Here is a 20,009-nt window from a genome sequence, read left to right as displayed (position 1 = left end):
TTCTAGCGACAAGCTGCAAGAGAAAAGCGGTCGAGTCCCGGGCTCGGGGTTGATGGCGCGCTCTCTTGCAGCTTGAAGCTTACGACTTGAAGCTCCCCGGAGGGGCCTATGAGCTATGTGATCGACCGACGTCTCAATGGCAAGAACAAGAGCACGGTAAACCGCCAGCGGTTTTTGCGGCGTTACCGTGATCACATCAAGAAAGCAGTCGAAGAAGCCGTAAGTCGCCGTTCCATCACTGATATGGAACATGGCGAGCAAATCAGCATTCCCGGTCGCGACATCGACGAACCGGTGCTCCATCACGGTCGTGGCGGTAAACAGACCGTGGTTCATCCTGGCAACAAGGAATTCACCACGGGTGAGCACATTGCCCGCCCACAAGGGGGTGGCGGAGGCAAAGGACCCGGCAAAGCCAGTAATTCCGGCGAGGGCATGGATGAGTTTGTCTTCCAGATCACTCAGGAGGAGTTTCTGGAGTTCATGTTCGAAGACCTCGAACTGCCCAATCTGGTCAAACGCAATCTGACCGGCACCGACACCTTCAAAACCGTACGAGCTGGTATAAGCAACGAGGGCAACCCCTCGCGCATCAATATCATCCGCACCCTGCGTTCCGCTCACGCGCGTCGCATTGCCCTGTCCGGCAGCAGCCGCGCCAAACTCAGAGAAACGATTACTGAACTGGATCGTTTAAAGCGTGAAGAACCGGACAACTTCGGGGACATTCAGGAGCTGGAAGCTGAAGTTGATCGCCTTAAAGCCCGCATTCGACGTGTACCGTATCTCGACACCTTCGATCTCAAATACAACCTGTTGGTCAAACAGCCCAACCCAAGCTCCAAAGCGGTGATGTTCTGCCTGATGGACGTTTCTGGTTCCATGACTCAGGCCACCAAAGACATCGCCAAACGGTTCTTCATCCTGTTGTACCTGTTCCTAAAACGTAACTACGACAAGATTGAAGTTGTATTCATCCGCCATCACACCAGCGCCCGGGAAGTCGACGAGGAAGAATTCTTCTATTCGCGGGAAACCGGCGGCACCATCGTTTCCAGCGCACTCAAGCTGATGCAGGAAATCATGGCTGAGCGCTACCCCACCAACGAATGGAATATCTACGCAGCTCAAGCCTCGGACGGCGACAACTGGAATGATGACTCGCCTATTTGTCGCGACATCCTGATCAAGCAGATCATGCCTTTTGTGCAGTACTACACGTACGTGGAAATTACCCCACGTGAACATCAGGCCTTGTGGTTCGAATACGAACGTATCGGTGAAGCATTCGCCGACACGTTTGCCCAGCAGCAGCTGGTCTCTGCCGGTGATATCTATCCGGTATTCCGTGAACTCTTCCAGCGCAGGTTAGTGACATGACCGCTAGAGAGCAGAAGCGCCAACCCTTGTCCACGGGTTCCGAGTGGACGTTTGAACTCATCCAGGCCTACGACCGCGAGATCAGCCGTATCGCGGAACGCTATGCGCTGGACACCTACCCCAATCAGATTGAAGTCATCACGGCCGAGCAGATGATGGATGCCTATGCCTCAGTGGGTATGCCCTTGGGCTATCACCACTGGTCCTACGGCAAACACTTCCTGAGCACGGAGAAATCCTACACTCGTGGCCAGATGGGTCTGGCCTATGAAATCGTCATCAACTCTGACCCCTGCATCGCTTACCTGATGGAAGAGAACACCATCTGCATGCAGGCACTGGTAGTGGCCCACGCTTGTTATGGGCACAACAGCTTCTTCAAGGGTAACTACCTGTTCAGGACCTGGACCGACGCCAGCTCGATCATCGATTACCTGGTGTTTGCCAAGCAGTACATCATGCAATGCGAAGAGCGCCACGGCATCGACGCGGTCGAAGACCTGCTCGATTCCTGCCATGCACTGATGAACTATGGGGTGGACCGGTACAAACGGCCCTACCCGATCTCCGCCGAAGAAGAACGTCGTCGGCAGAAAGACCGGGAAGAGCATCTGCAGAAACAGATCAATGATCTGTGGCGAACCATCCCCAAAAATGCCGACAAAAACGGCAAAGAGGACAACGCTCGCTTCCCCGCTGAACCGCAGGAAAACATCCTCTACTTCATCGAAAAACATGCACCGCTGCTGGAGCCATGGCAGCGTGAAATCGTACGTATCGTGCGCAAGATTGCGCAGTACTTCTACCCGCAGCGCCAGACTCAGGTGATGAACGAAGGCTGGGCAACGTTCTGGCACTACACGCTGATGAACGACCTGTATGACGAAGGTTTGGTCACCGACGGCTTCATGATGGAGTTCCTGACCTCACACACCAGCGTCATCTATCAACCTGGTTTCGACAGTCCCTATTACAGCGGCATCAACCCCTACACGCTGGGCTTCGCCATGTACCGCGATATTCGCCGTATGTGTGAAGAGCCTACCGAGGAAGATTACCGCTGGTTCCCCGAACTTGCCGGTACTGATTGGCTGACTGCGGTGAAGTTCGCCATGAGCAGCTTCAAGGACGAAAGCTTCATCCTCCAGTACCTGTCACCCAAGGTGATCCGCGATCTGAAGCTGTTCAGCATCATGGACGACGATCAGAAAGACGACCTGCTGGTGCCAGCCATTCACGATGAGCCCGGTTACCGGATCATTCGCGAAACCCTGGCGGCGCAGTACAACCTGGGCAACCGTGAACCCAACGTACAGATCTACAGCATTGATCGCCGCGGCGACCGCTCACTGACTCTTCGCCATCAACAGCACGACCGTAAACCGCTGTCTGAGTCCACTGACGAGGTGCTGAAGCATCTGCACCGGCTTTGGGGGTTTGATATCCATCTGGAGACGCTGCAAGGCGACCAGATCATGAAAACCCATCACGTCCCACCCAGGAGCGAGCATGCCGACAGTGAATATCCCCGGCTTGATATGGCGGTAGTGCATCTCTAGATGCTTGCATTGGAGGAGTCATTTAGTGAGGTATTTGTTTGGCACCCCATGACTATTGATTCGGTTTTACCTCCGCAAGAGCGACACAAGGTTTATCCTGTCGCGCTTACGGAGGTTTTTTATGCAGATCTATAAAGTCGGTGGCGCAGTGCGCGACCGCCTGCTGGGCAAACCGGTTACCGATGTCGATTGGGTAGTTGTGGGCGCAACTACCGACGAAATGCTGATCAAGGGCTATCGCCCGGTGGGTACAGACTTCCCGGTTTTTCTCCATCCACTGACGGGCGAAGAATACGCCCTGGCCCGCACCGAACGTAAAAGCGGGCGCGGTTATGGCGGCTTTGTGTTCCATGCCAGCCCCGACGTCACCCTCGAAGATGACTTGATCCGTCGCGACCTGACCATCAACGCCATCGCCGAAGATAAAGAGGGCAACCTGACCGACCCTTACGGCGGCCAGCGTGACCTTGAGGCGCGAGTTTTGCGTCACGTTTCCCCCGCGTTCGCCGAAGATCCCCTGCGAGTTCTACGCGTGGCGCGCTTTGCCGCACGGTACGCGCCGGAAGGTTTCAGCATCGCGCCTGAAACACTTGAGCTGATGCGTCAGCTAAGCGAATCAGGCGAACTTGATGCGCTGACGCCGGAACGCAGCTGGAAGGAAATTTCCCGCGCACTCATGGAAAAACAGCCACAAGTATTTATTCGCGTGTTGCGTGACTGCGGCGCTCTGAAGGAGCTTTTGCCGGAAGTGGACGCACTGTTCGGCGTCCCCCAGCCACCCGCCCATCATCCGGAAATAGACACCGGCGAGCATGTGCTGAGCGTTCTGCAACAGGCAGCCATCCATCAGCAACCGCTGAACGTACGCTGGGCCTGTTTGCTGCATGACTTGGGGAAAGGCCTGACGCCTCAAGACGAGTGGCCGAGGCATATTGCCCACGAACACACTGGCTTGCGCTTGATCAAGGGAGTGAATACTCGCTTCAAGGCGCCACGCGACTGTCAGGAGTTGGCGTTGCTTGTAGGGGAATATCACACCCATGGCCACCGGGCATTGGAACTGAAGCCTTCGACAGTGCTCGATTTGCTGCACAGTTTTGACGTCTATCGTCGGCCTCAGCGCTTCGAAGACTTCATCATCGCCTGCGAAATGGACGCCCGAGGCCGACACGGCTTCGAACAACGCGACTACCCGCAAGCCGAGTACCTGCGCGGCGCGGCACAAGCGGCACGCTCGGTATCGGTGCAGCCGCTGATCGAGAAGGGTTTCAAGGGGCAGGAGCTGGGCGAAGCGCTCAAGGCCGAACGACTGGATGCGTTGAAGGTTTACAAGGCGCAGTACAACAGTTGAGATTGATACGATCTTCTGTAGGGGCTGCCGAAGGCTGCGAAAACGATATACCTGATCGATCGCGTTCGCAGCCTTCGGCAGCTCCTACAACATTCAGCTATCCAGCAAACTCCGCGGCGTCAGCTGTGTTTCGCGCCACTCGAACGCCACCGGCCACAATTGCTGCTCGATCTGCGCATCAGCCCAAAGCTGCTCGAAAGAAACGCCAGCCTCAGGGTGCAGACGATCCGGTGCAATCAGCGACAACGGCCACAGCACGAAAGCGTTCTTGAGAATCTCGGCACGCGGCAGGATCAAACCGTCGAAGTCCCCCACCTGATCGCCATACAGCAGCACATCGATATCCAGCGGCAGTCCCTTGCGGTCAGGGGCATAACGGCCGTTATCAGCCTCGATAAACTTCAGACGGCGGTCCAGCTCCATCAACGGCAGCGCGGTCAAACCCGTCGCCACCAGGTTGTAAAACAGACCGCTCTTGATCCCGACTGGCTGACTTTCAAATACCGGCGAGCAAACGATTTCGCTGACGAAGCCGTCCAGCGCTTCCAGCCCCGCGATCAGGTGCTTCTCGCGATCGATATTACTGCCCAAACCAAGATAAACCCGTGTCAGCGACATCCGCGCTCGATCTCCACGCCCACACCGGCTGCAGCTGCAACAGCGCCAGGCTTGGTCAGTTTCAGGTGCAGCCACGGAATCTGGAATTCACTCATGAGCACCTCTGCCAGTCGTTCGGCAAAGGTCTCCACCAGCTGAAACTGCGCCTTATCGGCAAAATCCAGGATGCGAGTGGAGACGCTGGCGTAGTCGAGTGCCTTGCTCAGGTCATCACCAGCAGCGGCTGGTCGATTATCCCAGGCAAAACTCAGGTCCAGACGCAGGTACTGGCGAATGCCCCGCTCCCAGTCGTAAGCACCGATCACGGTATCGACTTCCAGACCTTCAATGAAAACTCTGTCCAAACACCACTCTCCACTGCACGACAAGGGCGCGATGCGCCGTTAGAATCAGGGCTTCCCAGCCCGGAATAGTTAGCATGTTTTGGTTACTGGCGATCTTCGCCTACCTGCTTGGCTCACTGTCCTTCGCCATTCTTCTGAGCCGCCTCACTGGCAGCCCGGACCCGCGCGCCAGCGGTTCTGGCAATGCGGGCGCGACCAATATGTTGCGTCTTGCCGGCAAAAAACTCGCGATCCTGACCCTGCTCGGCGACTTGTGCAAAGGCTTGATGCCTGTACTGATCGCCAATATGGCCGGGATGGATCCCAGAGCGCAGGCCTGGATTGGGCTCTGCGCGGTGCTGGGTCATCTGTTCCCGCTTTACTTTCGCTTCCGTGGCGGCAAAGGCGTCGCCACTGCCGCCGGTGTGTTGCTGGGGCTTTATCCGCCCGCCGCCATCCTGGCAATTTGTGCGTGGGCGCTGGTGTTCTATCTGACCCGCACCAGCTCGATCGCGGCCCTGATCGCCACGCCACTGACCCTGCCACTGCTGGCGTGGCAAGAACCCAGGGCGCTGCTGCCGATGACCTTGCTCACATTGCTGATTGTCTGGCGTCACCGGGGCAATCTACGCGACCTGTTTGCCGGGCGCGAACGGCATTTTTGAATTACCTGGATGAATCCGCCTCAAGTTGCACCTACAAACCCTGCAACTGCTCCATCGGCCAGCGGGCCTGAACGCTGATGCTCAAATCTTCTTTCTGACCGGCTTGCAAACGCTGACATCCGGCAAAGGCGATCATCGCGCCGTTATCGGTACAGAACTCAGGACGAGCGTAGAAAACATTGCCCTTGAGGTCGCCCAGCATTTTCTCCAGCGACGCCCGCAGGGACTTGTTGGCGCTCACGCCGCCTGCAATCACCAGACGCTTCATGCCGGTCTGCTTCAATGCGCGCTTGCACTTGATGGTCAAAGTCTCCACCACTGCCTGCTGGAAGGCCAGCGAGATGTCGCAACGAGTCTGCTCACTGTCGTCCCCAGTGCTCTGGCATTGCTGCCAGGTCGTCAGCGTGGAGGTTTTCAGGCCGCTGAAACTGAAGTCCAGCCCTGGGCGGTCCGTCATTGGACGCGGAAAGACAAAACGTCCGGCCACGCCTTTGGTCGCCAGCGCCGCAATTTCAGGTCCACCCGGATACTGCAGACCCATCATCTTTGCCGTTTTGTCGAAAGCTTCGCCCGCAGCGTCATCCAGCGTCTCGCCCAACAACTCATACAGGCCAATGCCATCGACCCGAACCAGTTGCGTGTGCCCACCGGACACCAACAAAGCGACGAACGGAAACTCCGGCGGCTGTGCTTCCAGCATCGGGGCCAGCAGGTGACCTTCCATATGGTGAACGCCTAGCGCAGGAATATCCCAGGCGAACGCCAGCGCCTGGGCACAGGACGCGCCGACCAGCAAAGCGCCTACAAGGCCCGGCCCTGCTGTGTATGCGATGGCATCAATGTCGGTAGTGACAACACCGGCGTCGGCTATGACCTGACGAATCAAAGGCAACATGCGCTTGACGTGATCACGTGACGCAAGCTCCGGCACCACACCGCCATAAGCGCGATGCAGGTCGATTTGACTGAACAAAGCGTCGGCCAGCAGCCCGCGCTCACTGTCGTAAAGCGCGACGCCGGTTTCGTCGCAAGAGGTTTCTAATCCCAGTACTAGCATGGGTTTGCGCCTTGTGTAGGCTGAATTCGAAGGCGCGCATAATAGTCGCCACCCGATGCTCCGACCAGCGGTTTTCGATCAGAGGCTTTGCATTCCTCTCAATGAGGGGTTAACATCCGCAACCCTTAAAAACCGACGTACTTATGTGCAGTCTTTGCACGAGACGTTGACCCCGGTAATGAATGAAGGTAGCTCTGGATGCCAGCCGTCAAAGTTAAAGAGAACGAACCCTTCGACGTAGCTCTGCGTCGTTTCAAGCGCTCCTGCGAAAAAGCCGGTGTTCTGGCTGAAGTTCGTAGCCGCGAATTTTACGAGAAGCCTACTTCTGAGCGTAAGCGTAAAGCAGCAGCCGCTGTTAAGCGTCACGCCAAGAAAGTACAGCGCGAACAGCGCCGCGCCGTTCGTCTGTATTAATTTACAGACGTCTGTCGCAAGCTTCTGCAATGCCCGGCCCCAAAGCCGGGCTAGCGGCAGTTAAGGCACAGCATAAGCTACATCGAAGAAGCACACGGGTCGCACATGCGCACCTGACACTTCCTCAAAGCACGTCCCGCCTGAGATTCAGGCCACGTTGATCACGTCATTCATGACGAACGCATCAAGGTGAATGACGAGTATGCCTTGATGATCTTCGCAAGAAGTTCAGCCAAGGCAGCGTCGCCCTCGACATGCTGAGCACAGCGAATCCGTAACCGGCATTCGATTTGCTACGAACAGCAACATGCTTAAAGCCGTCACTGCCTGAGTTCTGCTGCCTGATGTTAACAGCGGGTCACGGGTAGATTGCTGGCAGCTACCATTCCAGATAATGATGAGCAATCGCGCTCAAGTCAGGCTGTGCATGCCCTTGTGGCATTACAGAAAGACCCGCAGCAGCCGTTACATCCTGGATTCGCCACGAGCCTCATGGCGGAACGCTTGATATGAGAACGATATGGCCGGGCTGATTCCCCAAGGCTTCATTGACGACCTCCTGAACCGCACCGACATCGTCGATGTTGTCAGCTCACGTCTGCAATTGAAGAAAACCGGGAAGAACTTCAGCGCCTGCTGCCCGTTCCACAAGGAAAAGACCCCGTCTTTCAGCGTCAGCCCCGACAAGCAGTTCTACTACTGCTTTGGTTGCGGCGCAGGGGGCAACGCCCTCGGTTTCATCATGGACCACGACAACCTGGATTTCGTCCAGGCCGTCGAAGACCTGGCGAAATCAGCGGGCATGGAAGTCCCCAGAGAACAAGGCACCAAAGGGCAAAAGCCCCGACAGCCTGTGGACTCGCCCCTTTATCCGCTGCTCACCGCGGCCGCCGAGTATTACCGCCTTGCGTTGAAGAACCATCCATCGCGCAAAGCTGCAGTGGAGTATCTGAAAGGTCGCGGCCTTTCGGGGGAAATCGCTCGTGACTTCGGTCTTGGCTTTGCCCCACCCGGTTGGGACAACCTGCACAAGCACTTGAGCAGCGATACGCTGCAACAGAAAGCCATGATCGATGCCGGCCTGTTGATCGAGAATGCCGAAACCGGCAAGCGCTACGACCGCTTCCGTGACCGGGTGATGTTTCCAATCCGCGACAGCCGCGGCCGGGTCATCGCTTTTGGCGGACGAGTATTGGGCGACGACAAACCCAAATATCTGAACTCGCCTGAAACACCTGTATTCCATAAGGGCCAAGAGCTTTACGGCCTGTTCGAAGCGCGCAAATTCAACCGCAACCTCGATGAAATCATCGTGGTCGAAGGCTACATGGACGTCATTGCCCTTGCCCAACAAGGCTTGCGCAATGCCGTTGCCACACTGGGCACCGCGACCAGCGAAGAACACTTGAAGCGGCTGTTCCGGGTGGTGCCAAACGTCTTGTTCTGTTTTGACGGCGATCAGGCAGGTCGCAATGCCGCATGGCGCGCACTGGAAGCAACGCTTTCCAGCCTGCAAGATGGGCGCCGCGCGCGATTCCTGTTTCTGCCCGAAGGCGAAGACCCGGACACCCTGGTTCGCGCTGAAGGCACCGATGCGTTCAAAGCCCGCATCCATCAGCATGCCCAGCCGCTGGCCGACTACTTCTTCGAGCAGTTGACCAAGGAAGCAGACCCACGCTCCCTTGAGGGCAAGGCCCACATGGCCACCCTCGCCGCACCGCTGATCGACAAAGTGCCCGGCGCCAACCTGCGTACGCTAATGCGTCAGCGATTGACGCAGATAACCGGCCTGAGCAATGAAAACGTCAACCAGCTGGTACAGAACGCACCGGCGGAAGCGCCCCCGAGCTACGACCCCGGCTTCGATTACGACGCCATGCCCGACTATGCCGATTACCAGCCACAGGGCGGATACGAACACCCCCCTCAGCAGGAATGGACGCCGAAAAAATCCGGCGGCCAGGGCCAGAAAAAGTGGGAAAAGAAGCCGTGGGACAAAAAAGGTAAGCGCGGAGATGACGAACCACGTGCCCCGCGGACGCCGACGACCGTCGAACCACCAACGTTGACGGCATTGAGAACACTTCTGCATCACCCGGAGCTGGCCGAGAAAGTCGAAGATGCCAGCCACTTGGCCGCAGAAGATCATATTTATGCGCAGTTGTTGGTCGCTTTGCTCGAAGCTTTGCAAAAAAATCCGAAGCTGCGCTCGCTGCAACTGATTGCCCGCTGGCACGGCACCGAACAGGGCCGATTGCTGCGAGCATTAGCGGAAAAGGAATGGTTGATCTCGGCCGATAACCTTGAACAACAGTTTTTCGACACTATAACTAGGTTATCCGCCCGCCAACGCGAGCGCAGCCTGGAGCAATTAATCAGGAAGGAACGCCAGTCAGGCCTGGACGCAGAGGAAAAACTTCTGCTGCTCAAGCTGTTAAATCGGAATGTTCCTGCACAAACCCCGACCTCAACTGGCGCGTGAGGTCATAGCTCGGGTATAATCCCCGGCTTGTTTTTTGCCCGCCAAGACCTTCAGTGGATAGGGTGTTATGTCCGGAAAAGCGCAACAGCAGTCTCGTATCAAAGAGTTGATCACCCTGGGTCGTGAGCAGAAGTATCTGACTTACGCAGAGGTCAACGACCACCTGCCTGAGGATATTTCAGATCCCGAGCAGGTGGAAGACATCATCCGCATGATTAATGACATGGGGATCCCGGTACACGAGAGTGCCCCGGATGCGGACGCCCTGATGCTGGCCGACGCCGATACCGACGAAGCAGCCGCAGAAGAAGCGGCCGCAGCGTTGGCAGCGGTTGAGACCGACATTGGTCGTACCACTGACCCCGTGCGCATGTACATGCGTGAAATGGGTACGGTCGAGCTTCTGACCCGTGAAGGCGAAATTGAAATCGCCAAGCGTATCGAAGAAGGCATTCGTGAAGTGATGGGCGCAATTGCGCACTTCCCGGGCACGGTTGACCACATTCTCTCCGAGTACACCCGCGTCACGACGGAAGGCGGTCGCCTGTCCGACGTACTGAGCGGCTACATCGACCCGGATGACGGCATTGCGCCGCCAGCTGAAGTTCCGCCGCCTGTTGATCCGAAAACAGCCAAGGCTGCCGAAGGCGACGACGACGAGGAAGAGAAAGACGAATCTTCTGATGACGAAGAAGAAGTCGAAAGCGGTCCCGATCCGATCATTGCCCAGCAGCGTTTCGGTGCGGTTTCCGATCAGATGGAAATCACCCGCAAAGCCCTGAAAAAGCATGGCCGCGACAGCAAGCAAGCGATTGCCGAGCTGGTTGCACTGGCTGAGCTGTTCATGCCGATCAAACTGGTCCCTAAACAGTTTGAAGGTCTGGTTGAACGTGTTCGTAGCGCACTTGAGCGCCTGCGTGCTCAGGAACGCGCCATCATGCAGCTGTGTGTACGTGATGCACGTATGCCGCGCGCCGATTTCCTTCGCCAGTTCCCAGGCAATGAAGTTGACGAAAGCTGGACTGATGCCCTGGCTAAAGGCAAAAGCAAATACGCTGAAGCCATTGCCCGTCTGCAGCCTGATATCCAGCGCTGCCAGCAGAAGCTGACCGCACTGCAGACCGAAACCGGTCTGACGATTGCTGAAATCAAGGACATCAACCGTCGCATGTCGATCGGCGAGGCCAAGGCCCGCCGCGCGAAGAAAGAGATGGTTGAAGCCAACCTGCGTCTGGTGATCTCGATCGCCAAGAAGTACACCAACCGTGGCCTGCAATTCCTCGACCTGATCCAGGAAGGCAACATCGGCTTGATGAAGGCGGTGGACAAGTTCGAATACCGTCGCGGTTACAAGTTCTCGACGTACGCCACATGGTGGATCCGTCAGGCAATCACTCGCTCGATCGCCGACCAGGCACGCACCATCCGTATTCCGGTGCACATGATCGAGACGATCAACAAACTCAACCGTATTTCCCGGCAGATGTTGCAGGAAATGGGTCGCGAACCGACCCCGGAAGAGTTGGGCGAACGCATGGAAATGCCTGAGGATAAAATCCGCAAGGTATTGAAGATCGCTAAAGAGCCGATCTCCATGGAAACCCCGATCGGTGATGACGAAGACTCGCACCTGGGTGACTTCATCGAAGACTCGACCATGCAGTCGCCAATCGATGTCGCTACCGTCGAAAGCTTGAAAGAAGCGACTCGCGAAGTTCTGTCGGGCCTTACCGCCCGCGAAGCCAAGGTTCTGCGTATGCGCTTCGGTATTGATATGAATACCGACCACACGCTGGAAGAAGTTGGCAAACAGTTCGACGTGACTCGTGAGCGCATTCGTCAGATCGAAGCGAAAGCTCTGCGCAAGTTGCGCCACCCGACAAGAAGCGAGCACTTGCGCTCGTTCCTTGACGAGTAAGCGAGCAAAGCTGCACACAAAACCCCCGGCCCTGCCGGGGGTTTTGTATTATGGGTCGCAAATTTTCAACTTGGAGCGACGGTTTTCTCAGTACGGCTACACTCTTCGGAGTGCCATCACGCCATCATGAGGCTGCCATGTTACAACTGTCGGCCATTGTTCTTGCGTGTGCTCTCGCTCCTTCGGCAACCGCCGCACACTCGGAAAACCTTCCTGCCCCGAATCCAGTGGTGACGTCGGTTGCTCACCTGATGAATGCCAGCCCACTCCCAGGGCCTGCGACTCTGTATGCGACTTCATTCTCGCCGTCAGCCAATTCAGAACCGACGACTATCAGCGACACATCCCCAGGACAAGAAACAGCGTCTGAGTCTGGATCAGAGCCGATAGCACGTACCCGTGGCACAACATTCAGAGAAAGCTTTCTGCTTTATGGCTTACCGGGACTTTTGCTGCTGTGCACGGTTCTGATCATCGTCATTCGTGTCAATCGACAGCTAAGTTCGGAAATCACCCGAAGGATGGAGCTGGAGCAGCAGCTGCGAAGTAGCGAATATCACTATCGCGGCATGGTCGAGAGCCTGTCGGCAATTGCCTGGGAGGCCAACCCGGAAGATTATCAATACAACTATGTCTCACCTCAGGCTGAAAACCTGCTGGGCTACCCGCTTCATCAATGGAAGGAACCGGGGTTCTGGCAGAGCATCGTGCATCCTCAGGACTTGCAGAAGACTGAAGCATTTTGCAGACAGGCGGCCAGCAGTGGCAACGATCACAGCGTGGATTACCGCGTCATCAGCGCAAGCGGACGGACGCTCTGGGTACGCGACATCGTCAGCCTGATCAGACACGGTCGTAAACCCGTCATGCGTGGACTGATGATCGACATCAGCGAAACCAAACAAACCGAGGAGGCCTTGCGGCTTTCCGAAGGAAAATTCGCCTCGGTGTTTGCTCAGTGCCCGGACATTCTGGTGATCGCCAGCCTGGTGGACGGCACCGTTCTGGAAGCTAACAGCGCATTCGTCGAGCAAATAGGCTTACGCGTAGAGGACATCATTGGCAGGACGCCCACTGAACTCGACATCTGGGGTGTTCCGGGCATAGGCCCCGGGATACTGGAGCGCCTCCGGACAGGCAGCATCCGCAACCTTGAGATGCCCTTTCGACGCAAAGACGGCCGCATGTTCTCCGGGCTGGTTTCCGCCGAACCTTTTGACCTGGACTCCACGCGAGCGGTTGTCGTTGTCGTGCGGGATATCACCCAGCTCAAACAGGCTCAGCAAGAACTTCAGCTGTCCGAGGAGAAGTTCGCCAAATCATTCCACTCCTCCCCGGACGGCCTGCTGATCACCCGCCAGCGTGATGGAATGCTGGTCGAAGTCAACGAAGGGTTCAGCCGCATTACCGGTCACGAGAGCTCGACCTCACTGGATCACTCCGTGATCGATCTGGGGATCTGGGCCAATCTGGACGAGCGCAGCAAATTGCTGGAGCAGTTGAACCGCGAAGGTTTCGTCCGCGATTTCCGCAGCCACATCCGACACAAGGATGGTCAGATTCGGCTGTGTGAAATCTCGTCACGACCCCTGCTCATCGGCGGCGAAGCCTGCATGCTGACCATCGCCCGGGACATTACCGAGCGTCATCAAATGCAGGAAAAACTACAGCTAGCCGCCACTGTTTTCGAGAGCACCGCGGAAGGCGTATTGATTACCGATACCCGGCAGCGGATAAACGCCGTCAACCGGGCCTTCAGCGAAATCACCGGCTATAGCGAGCAGGAAGCTCTTGGTCAAACACCGAGCCTGATGGCTTCAGGTCTGCATGACAGCGCGTTCTATGCCGCCATGTGGTACCAGTTGACCGCGGAAGGACATTGGCAGGGAGAAATCACCAACCGCCGAAAAAACGGGGAGGTTTACCCAAGCTGGCTGACGATCAGCGCGGTCCGAAACCGGGAACAGTTCATCACCCACTTCGTCGCAGTCTTCGCTGATATTTCCAGCCTCAAACATGCTCAGGCGCGACTGGACTACCAGGCTCACCACGACCCACTGACCGGCCTGCCCAACCGCACGCTGTTCGAAAGCCGACTGCAAGCCGCTCTGCTGCACAGTCTGGAATCCAACAGCCTTGGTGCGGTGCTGTTTCTTGACCTTGATCGCTTCAAACACATCAACGACAGCCTTGGCCATCCGGTGGGCGACTTGCTGCTCAAAGGCATCGCACAGCGCCTCAAAGAAAACCTGCGCGATATCGACACGGTGGCACGCCTGGGTGGAGACGAGTTCATCATCCTGCTGCCAGGCCTGCTGCACCCCAGCGATGCCGAAGCGGTCGCCACCAAACTACTGAACTGCTTCACCGCCCCCTTTCAGGCCGGAGAACATGAGTTCTTCATGAGTGCCAGCATCGGTAGCTGCCTGTTCCCTACCGACGGGCATGACGTGGCGACCGTGGTGAAAAACGCCGATGCCGCCATGTACCGCTCAAAAGCCAAAGGTCGTAACCGCGTTGAAAGCTATACACAGGACCTGACTTCACAGGCGAGCGCCCGTATCGCTCTCGAGCATGAGCTGCGCCGAGCCATCGAGCGTGATGAGTTCAGCCTCTGCTATCAGCCAAAAATCAGCCTGCTCAACCAAAGACTCGTCGGCGCCGAGGCGCTGCTGCGCTGGACACACCCCACCTTTGGCGAAGTACCACCAGAGCATTTCATTCCTCTGGCTGAAGAGAACGGCATGATTCTGCAGATCGGCGATTGGGTACTGGAGCGCGCCTGTCGGCAACTGCACGAGTGGAACACGCATTACCCCCCTTTCGGGGCCCTGTCGGTGAATCTGGCGGGCGCTCAACTACGTCAGCCAAATCTACTGGCCCGGATCGAACAACTGCTCTCTGACCACCACCTCGCTCCCGACTGCCTGCAATTGGAGATCACCGAAAACTTCATCATGAGCCAGGCCGAGGAAGCCCTCGCCGTCCTGCACAAACTCAAAACCCTTGGCGTACAACTCGCGATCGATGACTTCGGCACAGGCTACTCATCCCTGAGTTATCTGAAGCGCTTGCCGCTGGACATCCTGAAAATCGACCAGTCGTTCGTACGCAGCCTGCCCGACGATCCACACGACGTCGCCATCGTCCGCGCCATCATCGCCTTGGGCCGCAGCATGCAACTGACCGTCATCGCCGAAGGCGTGGAGAACGACGAACAGCAGCAATTCCTCGCAAACGAAGGCTGCGAACAGATCCAGGGCTACATCGTCAGCCTCCCTCTCCCACCCGATGAATTCAGCTCGAAATTTCTTCGTACGACTCTTTCGGACTTTTCGGATAGCACAGCATCGAAACCGCCGTTATAATCCGCGGCCTACTGAGGGCCTATAGCTCAGTTGGTTAGAGCAGGGGACTCATAATCCCTTGGTCCACGGTTCGAGTCCGTGTGGGCCCACCAAATTAAAAAGCCGCGCTAATGCGCGGCTTTTTTTTGTTTTGGGTAGAAGGCTTTCATGCCACCGAACGCTTGAAAGGTCCTTAATAGGGACTTATCGGTCCCTTTTTAGGACCGATCGATTTTATATGCCACCCCTACCCTTAAGTTACTACCACGCCGCGCAGCAATGGGCGGCAAAGTCGTCTGCAATGCTACCTGCGCCTGAACGCAAGCCATCGCGAGCAAGCTCACTCCTACAGGAGGTCGGTACTTCCCATAAAGATTTGTCGCCTGTAATGCCGCACTCGCGAATGAATTCGCTCCTACAAGGACATTGTGTTGGCGGTACCGCCTCTCTCAATCCAACACCACATGCGGCAAAAACCGGCTGCTGTCCTTGGTGATCAAGCTGTCGTCTTCCCGGATGCCAATACCTGAAGCCAGGTCGCCCACAACCCATGAGCCGATGAGTGTGTAGCTGTCGCCGAAGCGGGGCAGCGGGGCGAACTGTTGGAGGATGTAGGGGGCGTCGTTGTAGGGGCCGTCTTCGAAAATGACTTCGTCACCGGGGGTGCGGATTTCGATGTTGGCGCCTTCGCGGGAGAAGTAGGGTTTGCGGACCCAGCCTTTCGGGACAGGTGCTCGTGGGTCTTTGTCGACGAAGGTTGGCAGCAGATTCGGATGGCCTTCGTTGAATTTCCAGAGCAGCGGCAGGATGCCTTTGTTGGAGATGATGGACTTCCACGCAGGCTCGATGAATTGCGTGTCGCATTGCGGGACTGCCTGACCATGGGGTTCGTGGAACACGTGCTCCCAGGCATGCAGTTTGAAAATACGCTCGATCCAGCGGCCCTCAAGATCGACGAAGCGGCCCTGAGAGTTGAGGCCAATGTCTTCGATATCGATATGCCGGGTTTCAATGCCGACATGCTCGGCCATCTTGCGCAGGAATTCGGTCGTGCCCCGGTCTTCTGCCGAACCTGACATGGCGGAGAAGTAGAAAGGCCCGCCCTCTCTGATGGCTGCAAAAGCCCGAACCAGATCTTCTGCCAGCGAATTGAACTGCGAGGCATGGGCAGGCAAGACGCCTCGGGCAATTTGCTCTTCCAGCCAGATAAGCTGAAATGCGCCAGCCTCATACGCAGAGGTTGGCGTATCCATGTTGCCTTCCAGCAGCTTGGCCGGATTCACGCCGTCATAACTGAAGTCGAAGCGCCCGTACAAATGTGGGTGCCCCTCCTTCCAGGACGTCCGGACCAGATCGAAGAACGCTGGCGGGATGGCCAGTTCGGTCAGCAACTCCTCGCTCTCTACCACCCGCTCGACGGCATCCATACACATCGCATGAAGCTCCTGAGTCGGTGCTTCAATGTCGCGGGTGATCTGGGCTTCGGTGAACTGGTAGTAGGCGCGCTCATCCCAGTAGCGCTCGCCGTCGATGGTGTGGAAATCAAATCCCTCACGCTCGGCGGTTTCGCGCCAGTCAGGGCGCTCTTCGATACTGATCTTTTTCATGGCTAGCGCTCCCGTCAGCCGCCGAAACCGCTGCTTTTGCCGCCCCAACCGCTGCGAGCCGTTGCCTGGCTGCCAAACCCGCCACGGGAAACCGACGATGAGACTGATGAGTTACGGCCCAGCGTGCTCTTGGTGTAAGAACCGGTTGAGCTGGTGCGCGCCTGCGTGGAATTGCCGAAGGTCTTGCCGCGCTCGATCTGACGGGACAGTGTCGAGGACTGATAGCCGCCGCGGGAGTCGCGTTCCTGATAGACCGGCTGGGAATAGTAACGACCGCCACCACCACTGAAGCCGTTGATCATGTTGCTGACCAACATGCCCATCAGAAACCCGTTGACGCCAGAGCTGGCGAAGCCTGAGCCCCCCGACTGGTTCGCCTGAGCCTTGGCAGCCTCGACCTGATCCTTGGGCAACTCACCGGAAATCTCCAGCTGAAAGCCGCCCATCTTGGGCGTGAATTTGCCGTCGGAATTCTGCTGGCAGTAATCAGGGACGAAATCCGCTTCACACGCGGCTGCGTTGTCGTAAGTAGGCGCGATACGGCGGTGATCCGCCAAGGCCGTCATGTAGGCATCCGAGCACACATCGACGGGGACCTTCTGGTCCACGCAGGATTGCACAGTCGGATACGTCTGCTGGGCCGTCACTTCCACAGTATCGGGCTTGCTGCACGCACTGATTGCCAGTGGCAGGGTGCTGGCCAGGACCAGCTTCAAAGAACTACGTCTCATCGAATACTCCTTTCGATCACAGGCAATCAGGTCGACGGCGTCATGCAGGCCGAATTGAGGAAGCCGACACTGATCGAAACGCTGGCCGCGTAAATGGCAGCGGCCAGTTCGCCACGAGTGATGCGAGCCGAGAGGTCTTTGAGAACAAAATTGGTTGCGGTAAATGCCAACAATTGCACAACGGCCGCGATGAGTGCCCAGATCACCACGTCCAGCACACTGATGCTGTAAGTGATCACGTTGCTGGCAGGCAGGGCGAAGCCAATCAATGCGCCGCCCAGCGCAATAGCTGCAGCGACATTGCCTTCACGAATCTGCACGAACTCTTTGTGCGGCGTCAGACGGGTGTAAGCCATCTGGAACAGACCAAACAAACCACCGGCCACAATGATGTAGATAATGAAACTCAGCACCGACTGAAAGCTGAGGGACAAACTGAGTGCATCAAGCATTTTTACTTCCTTTTAGAGGACGGTGAAGTCTGTGGACTGCAGCGTGACGCCAACCGAGGTAGTGAGCGAGACCACGCCCTCCTCATCCTCTTCGACAGACAGCAGCAAGAACTCGCGACGATCAATCAAGCCCGTGTCGCGGGCGTACAGCATACTCAAATGCTCGATGCGATAGCTGCCATCCGGGTTGGCAACTTCTTCGGTCATCGGGGTCAGCTCGGTCTGCCCCTCCTCAGTGCCCCACTGACGCTCGTACTCCCAGCCGTCATGCTCATACCGTGGCAAACCGATTTTTGATTCAGGGCCCACCAGACGCTTCAACTCCGATTCGCTGTTGATGGTCACGACGCTGCTGTAGCCGAACAGGATCACGTCCTGAACGTCTTCGGCGGCAGGGCCATTCATCATGACCTGCATCCAGTAGTCTTCATCTTCGAAGTAGAAGCGCACCAGCCGAATGGACTGTCCCAGATCAACGTGACCGACAGACCAGACCACTTCTTCATTGGGTACGACCAGTTCCGTATGCCCATCGAGCAGCAGCTTGAGCGAGTCATCAAGATCCAGCATGCGTCCGGTTGCCAGCCCAAACGGCGTGAGCAACGCCGCGCCATTCAACGGCGCGGTCGTGGCGGATGGCTTTGGCGGTGCCAGGCCCAAAGCTCGTTTTATCCAACTCATAATGTGTTTCCTTTCATTGGCGCCGAAGCAATGCTCTGCGCGAAATTTGCTCACACTGACGGTTTTTCACCCAGCCCCTTTGCGTGCATCAGCCAGGCCACGACAATACCGGCAAGCGCACCCGCAATGTGGGATTCAACCGAGACCCCCGGCACCGGTATGAAGCCCAGGATCAATCCGCTGTAGCCCACCAATGTCACCAATGCGATGGCGAAGCTGATCAGACTGCGCTGAAACCACGCGCGCGCCAAGAGATAAGCCCACAACCCAAAGATCAATCCACTGGCCCCGACATGAATCGTCGACCGCCCCACTGTCCAGACCAACAGGCCGCCCAGTAGCGTTATCAGCAACACTACACGGACATAACGCTGCAAGCCTTCGGTTGCGACCAGCCAGCTCAACACGATAAAGGGCAGCAGGTTACTCAGCAAATGACGAACAGAGCCGTGCAGAAACGGGGAAAAAATAATGCCTTGCAGCCCTGACCAGGTCCTGGGGACCAGGCCATGGCTGAGCAGACTGTTTGCGGTCAGCGAGTTAATCACCTGGACTGCGATCATCAAAGCGGCGAGGCCAAGAATAACGCGTAGTCCCTTTCCGACATTCATGTAGGCACCGATCGAACCAAACGAAGGCAATCAAGCAAAAGCAAACAGAAAAAAGGGGCAAACGGTTTTCCGCCTGCCCCTCTTTCAACAGTGTTACTGACCCGCGTTGCCACCCTGGTTCTGTGCCTTGAGGCGAGCCAGCACGTCAGCCGCACCACCGGTTTTCGCGCCGATACCGGCGTCCTGCAAACGACGCTCCAGATCACCACCGTTGGCGGCGTCCGCCAGCTCTTCGGCAGCTTCCAGTTTGGCGTCCTGCTCGTCCTGACGCTGCTTGATGCGCGCCAGCGAACCCACGGCAGTTTCCAGACGACCATTGGCACCGCCTGTGGCTGCGGCGGCGTTGATTTGCGCTTTCTGCACGCTGTCACGCGCCTTGGCCATGTCGGCTTGCTGACGCAGGCCCTTGATCTGGCTTTCGGCCTTGGTGACCTGAGCCGTCAACTTGGTGACCTGAATGCCGAACTGGTCAGCGGCGGCTTTTTCCTGATCGCGCAGTGCGGTCAGTTCGGAAACCTTTTCCGCACACTCCAGCGCCAGACCTTCTTCGCCCTTGTTCATGGCGGCGATGGCTTTCTGTTCCCAGTTAGCGATGTTCTTGTCGTGTTCGTCCACACGCTGTACGGACAGCTTGTGCTTGGCTTTGATCTGGATCAACTGGTTGCGGGCGGCGAGCATCGAAGCATCGGCGTCGCGGATTTCCTGGTCCAGAATTCGTAGTGCCTGAGCGTCGACGATTGCCTCACCGACCTCGGAGGCGCCGCCACGCATAGCGGTAACCATTTTCTTCCAAAGGCTCATTGATTTGTCTCC

Annotated in this window: 16 protein-coding genes, 1 tRNA gene and 1 pseudogene; 9 read left to right on the top strand and 9 right to left on the bottom strand. The window is 57.0% G+C overall.

All coding sequences use genetic code 11. The features are described from left to right. The first annotated feature begins 108 nt into the window (after window positions 1–108). From CKW31_RS24990 to CKW31_RS24980, 3 genes are all read left to right on the top strand, one after another. On the top strand, window positions 109–1,380 hold the full coding sequence (locus CKW31_RS24990) for a YeaH/YhbH family protein (protein WP_095101113.1): 1,272 nt from the start codon (window positions 109–111) through the stop codon (window positions 1,378–1,380). Further along, window positions 1,377–2,939, top strand: a complete 1,563-nt coding sequence (locus CKW31_RS24985) for a SpoVR family protein (RefSeq protein WP_095101111.1) — start codon at window positions 1,377–1,379, stop codon at window positions 2,937–2,939. The genes CKW31_RS24990 and CKW31_RS24985 overlap by 4 nt, the downstream gene beginning before the upstream one ends. A 121-nt stretch (window positions 2,940–3,060) precedes the next feature. After that, on the top strand, window positions 3,061–4,290 hold the full coding sequence (locus CKW31_RS24980) for a multifunctional CCA addition/repair protein (RefSeq protein WP_095101109.1): 1,230 nt from the start codon (window positions 3,061–3,063) through the stop codon (window positions 4,288–4,290). 93 nt (window positions 4,291–4,383) lie between these two features. Here the strand turns inward: CKW31_RS24980 and folK are convergent, their stop codons facing one another. Both folK and folB read right to left on the bottom strand, forming a co-directional pair. Beyond that, window positions 4,384–4,908 carry a 2-amino-4-hydroxy-6-hydroxymethyldihydropteridine diphosphokinase gene (gene folK / locus CKW31_RS24975; RefSeq protein ID WP_095101107.1) on the bottom strand — a complete coding sequence of 175 codons (525 nt, stop codon included), beginning with the start codon at window positions 4,906–4,908 and terminating at the stop codon, window positions 4,384–4,386. Further along, complete coding sequence (gene folB / locus CKW31_RS24970) at window positions 4,899–5,252, bottom strand: dihydroneopterin aldolase (RefSeq protein ID WP_095101105.1); 354 nt, start codon at window positions 5,250–5,252, stop codon at window positions 4,899–4,901. The genes folK and folB overlap by 10 nt, the downstream gene beginning before the upstream one ends. 74 nt (window positions 5,253–5,326) lie before the next feature. On the opposite strand from folB, the gene plsY reads away from it, so the two are divergent. Next, window positions 5,327–5,896 carry a glycerol-3-phosphate 1-O-acyltransferase PlsY gene (gene plsY / locus CKW31_RS24965; RefSeq protein WP_095101103.1) on the top strand — a complete coding sequence of 190 codons (570 nt, stop codon included), beginning with the start codon at window positions 5,327–5,329 and terminating at the stop codon, window positions 5,894–5,896. Between the two features lie 31 nt (window positions 5,897–5,927). Here plsY and tsaD read toward each other — a convergent pair whose 3' ends face one another. Continuing rightward, window positions 5,928–6,953, bottom strand: a complete 1,026-nt coding sequence (gene tsaD, locus CKW31_RS24960) for a tRNA (adenosine(37)-N6)-threonylcarbamoyltransferase complex transferase subunit TsaD (RefSeq protein WP_095101101.1) — start codon at window positions 6,951–6,953, stop codon at window positions 5,928–5,930. A gap of 198 nt (window positions 6,954–7,151) precedes the next feature. On the opposite strand from tsaD, the gene rpsU reads away from it, so the two are divergent. The 5 genes and pseudogenes from rpsU to CKW31_RS24935 all read left to right on the top strand — a co-directional run bounded on the left by rpsU (window position 7,152) and on the right by CKW31_RS24935 (window position 15,227). Continuing rightward, window positions 7,152–7,367, top strand: coding sequence for a 30S ribosomal protein S21 (gene rpsU / locus CKW31_RS24955; protein ID WP_002551877.1), 216 nt, complete (start codon window positions 7,152–7,154; stop codon window positions 7,365–7,367). A 520-nt stretch (window positions 7,368–7,887) separates the two neighbouring features. Further along, the gene (gene dnaG, locus CKW31_RS24950) at window positions 7,888–9,849 is read left to right on the top strand and encodes a DNA primase (protein ID WP_095101099.1); all 1,962 of its coding nucleotides are present in this window, start codon (window positions 7,888–7,890) and stop codon (window positions 9,847–9,849) included. 67 nt (window positions 9,850–9,916) lie between these two features. After that, window positions 9,917–11,767 carry an RNA polymerase sigma factor RpoD gene (gene rpoD / locus CKW31_RS24945; protein WP_095101097.1) on the top strand — a complete coding sequence of 617 codons (1,851 nt, stop codon included), beginning with the start codon at window positions 9,917–9,919 and terminating at the stop codon, window positions 11,765–11,767. Window positions 11,768–12,192: 425 nt separating this feature from the next. Beyond that, window positions 12,193–15,135: pseudogene (locus CKW31_RS24940) on the top strand (EAL domain-containing protein); the annotation flags it as partial. Between the two features lie 15 nt (window positions 15,136–15,150). Beyond that, window positions 15,151–15,227, top strand: a tRNA-Ile gene (locus CKW31_RS24935). A gap of 336 nt (window positions 15,228–15,563) precedes the next feature. On the opposite strand, the gene CKW31_RS24930 is transcribed toward CKW31_RS24935, so the two are convergent. The 6 genes from CKW31_RS24930 to CKW31_RS24905 all read right to left on the bottom strand — a co-directional run bounded on the left by CKW31_RS24930 (window position 15,564) and on the right by CKW31_RS24905 (window position 19,997). Beyond that, window positions 15,564–16,721, bottom strand: coding sequence for a glutathionylspermidine synthase family protein (locus tag CKW31_RS24930; RefSeq protein ID WP_095101093.1), 1,158 nt, complete (start codon window positions 16,719–16,721; stop codon window positions 15,564–15,566). A gap of 14 nt (window positions 16,722–16,735) precedes the next feature. After that, the gene (locus tag CKW31_RS24925) at window positions 16,736–17,452 is read right to left on the bottom strand and encodes a DUF1190 domain-containing protein (protein ID WP_095101091.1); all 717 of its coding nucleotides are present in this window, start codon (window positions 17,450–17,452) and stop codon (window positions 16,736–16,738) included. A gap of 26 nt (window positions 17,453–17,478) precedes the next feature. Beyond that, on the bottom strand, window positions 17,479–17,904 hold the full coding sequence (locus tag CKW31_RS24920; RefSeq protein ID WP_095101089.1) for a DUF350 domain-containing protein: 426 nt from the start codon (window positions 17,902–17,904) through the stop codon (window positions 17,479–17,481). Window positions 17,905–17,916: 12 nt separating this feature from the next. Further along, window positions 17,917–18,585 carry a DUF2491 family protein gene (locus CKW31_RS24915; protein ID WP_095101087.1) on the bottom strand — a complete coding sequence of 223 codons (669 nt, stop codon included), beginning with the start codon at window positions 18,583–18,585 and terminating at the stop codon, window positions 17,917–17,919. Between the two features lie 50 nt (window positions 18,586–18,635). Further along, complete coding sequence (locus CKW31_RS24910; protein WP_095101085.1) at window positions 18,636–19,196, bottom strand: rhomboid family intramembrane serine protease; 561 nt, start codon at window positions 19,194–19,196, stop codon at window positions 18,636–18,638. A 93-nt stretch (window positions 19,197–19,289) separates the two neighbouring features. Further along, window positions 19,290–19,997 (bottom strand): PspA/IM30 family protein, encoded by a 708-nt coding sequence (locus CKW31_RS24905; RefSeq protein ID WP_027899473.1) that lies wholly within the window; start codon window positions 19,995–19,997, stop codon window positions 19,290–19,292. Window positions 19,998–20,009 lie beyond the last annotated feature (12 nt).

It is taken from the genome of Pseudomonas sp. Irchel 3A5 (assembly GCF_900187575.1).
GTDB lineage: Bacteria > Pseudomonadota > Gammaproteobacteria > Pseudomonadales > Pseudomonadaceae > Aquipseudomonas > Aquipseudomonas folii.
This window is presented reverse-complemented; position numbering and strand designations above follow the sequence as displayed.

Bases quoted from the DNA above. Each gene is read 5' to 3' on its own strand.
- CKW31_RS24915 (WP_095101087.1), bottom strand. From the start codon at position 18,585: ATGAGTTGGATAAAACGAGCTTTGGGCCTGGCACCGCCAAAGCCATCC.
- plsY (WP_095101103.1), top strand. From the start codon at position 5,327: ATGTTTTGGTTACTGGCGATCTTCGCCTACCTGCTTGGCTCACTGTCC.
- dnaG (WP_095101099.1), top strand. From the start codon at position 7,888: ATGGCCGGGCTGATTCCCCAAGGCTTCATTGACGACCTCCTGAACCGC.
- CKW31_RS24925 (WP_095101091.1), bottom strand. From the start codon at position 17,452: ATGAGACGTAGTTCTTTGAAGCTGGTCCTGGCCAGCACCCTGCCACTG.
- rpsU (WP_002551877.1), top strand. From the start codon at position 7,152: ATGCCAGCCGTCAAAGTTAAAGAGAACGAACCCTTCGACGTAGCTCTG.
- CKW31_RS24990 (WP_095101113.1), top strand. From the start codon at position 109: ATGAGCTATGTGATCGACCGACGTCTCAATGGCAAGAACAAGAGCACG.
- rpoD (WP_095101097.1), top strand. From the start codon at position 9,917: ATGTCCGGAAAAGCGCAACAGCAGTCTCGTATCAAAGAGTTGATCACC.
- CKW31_RS24930 (WP_095101093.1), bottom strand. From the start codon at position 16,721: ATGAAAAAGATCAGTATCGAAGAGCGCCCTGACTGGCGCGAAACCGCC.
- CKW31_RS24905 (WP_027899473.1), bottom strand. From the start codon at position 19,997: ATGAGCCTTTGGAAGAAAATGGTTACCGCTATGCGTGGCGGCGCCTCC.
- tsaD (WP_095101101.1), bottom strand. From the start codon at position 6,953: ATGCTAGTACTGGGATTAGAAACCTCTTGCGACGAAACCGGCGTCGCG.
- CKW31_RS24980 (WP_095101109.1), top strand. From the start codon at position 3,061: ATGCAGATCTATAAAGTCGGTGGCGCAGTGCGCGACCGCCTGCTGGGC.
- folK (WP_095101107.1), bottom strand. From the start codon at position 4,908: ATGTCGCTGACACGGGTTTATCTTGGTTTGGGCAGTAATATCGATCGC.
- CKW31_RS24985 (WP_095101111.1), top strand. From the start codon at position 1,377: ATGACCGCTAGAGAGCAGAAGCGCCAACCCTTGTCCACGGGTTCCGAG.
- CKW31_RS24920 (WP_095101089.1), bottom strand. From the start codon at position 17,904: ATGCTTGATGCACTCAGTTTGTCCCTCAGCTTTCAGTCGGTGCTGAGT.
- CKW31_RS24910 (WP_095101085.1), bottom strand. From the start codon at position 19,196: ATGAATGTCGGAAAGGGACTACGCGTTATTCTTGGCCTCGCCGCTTTG.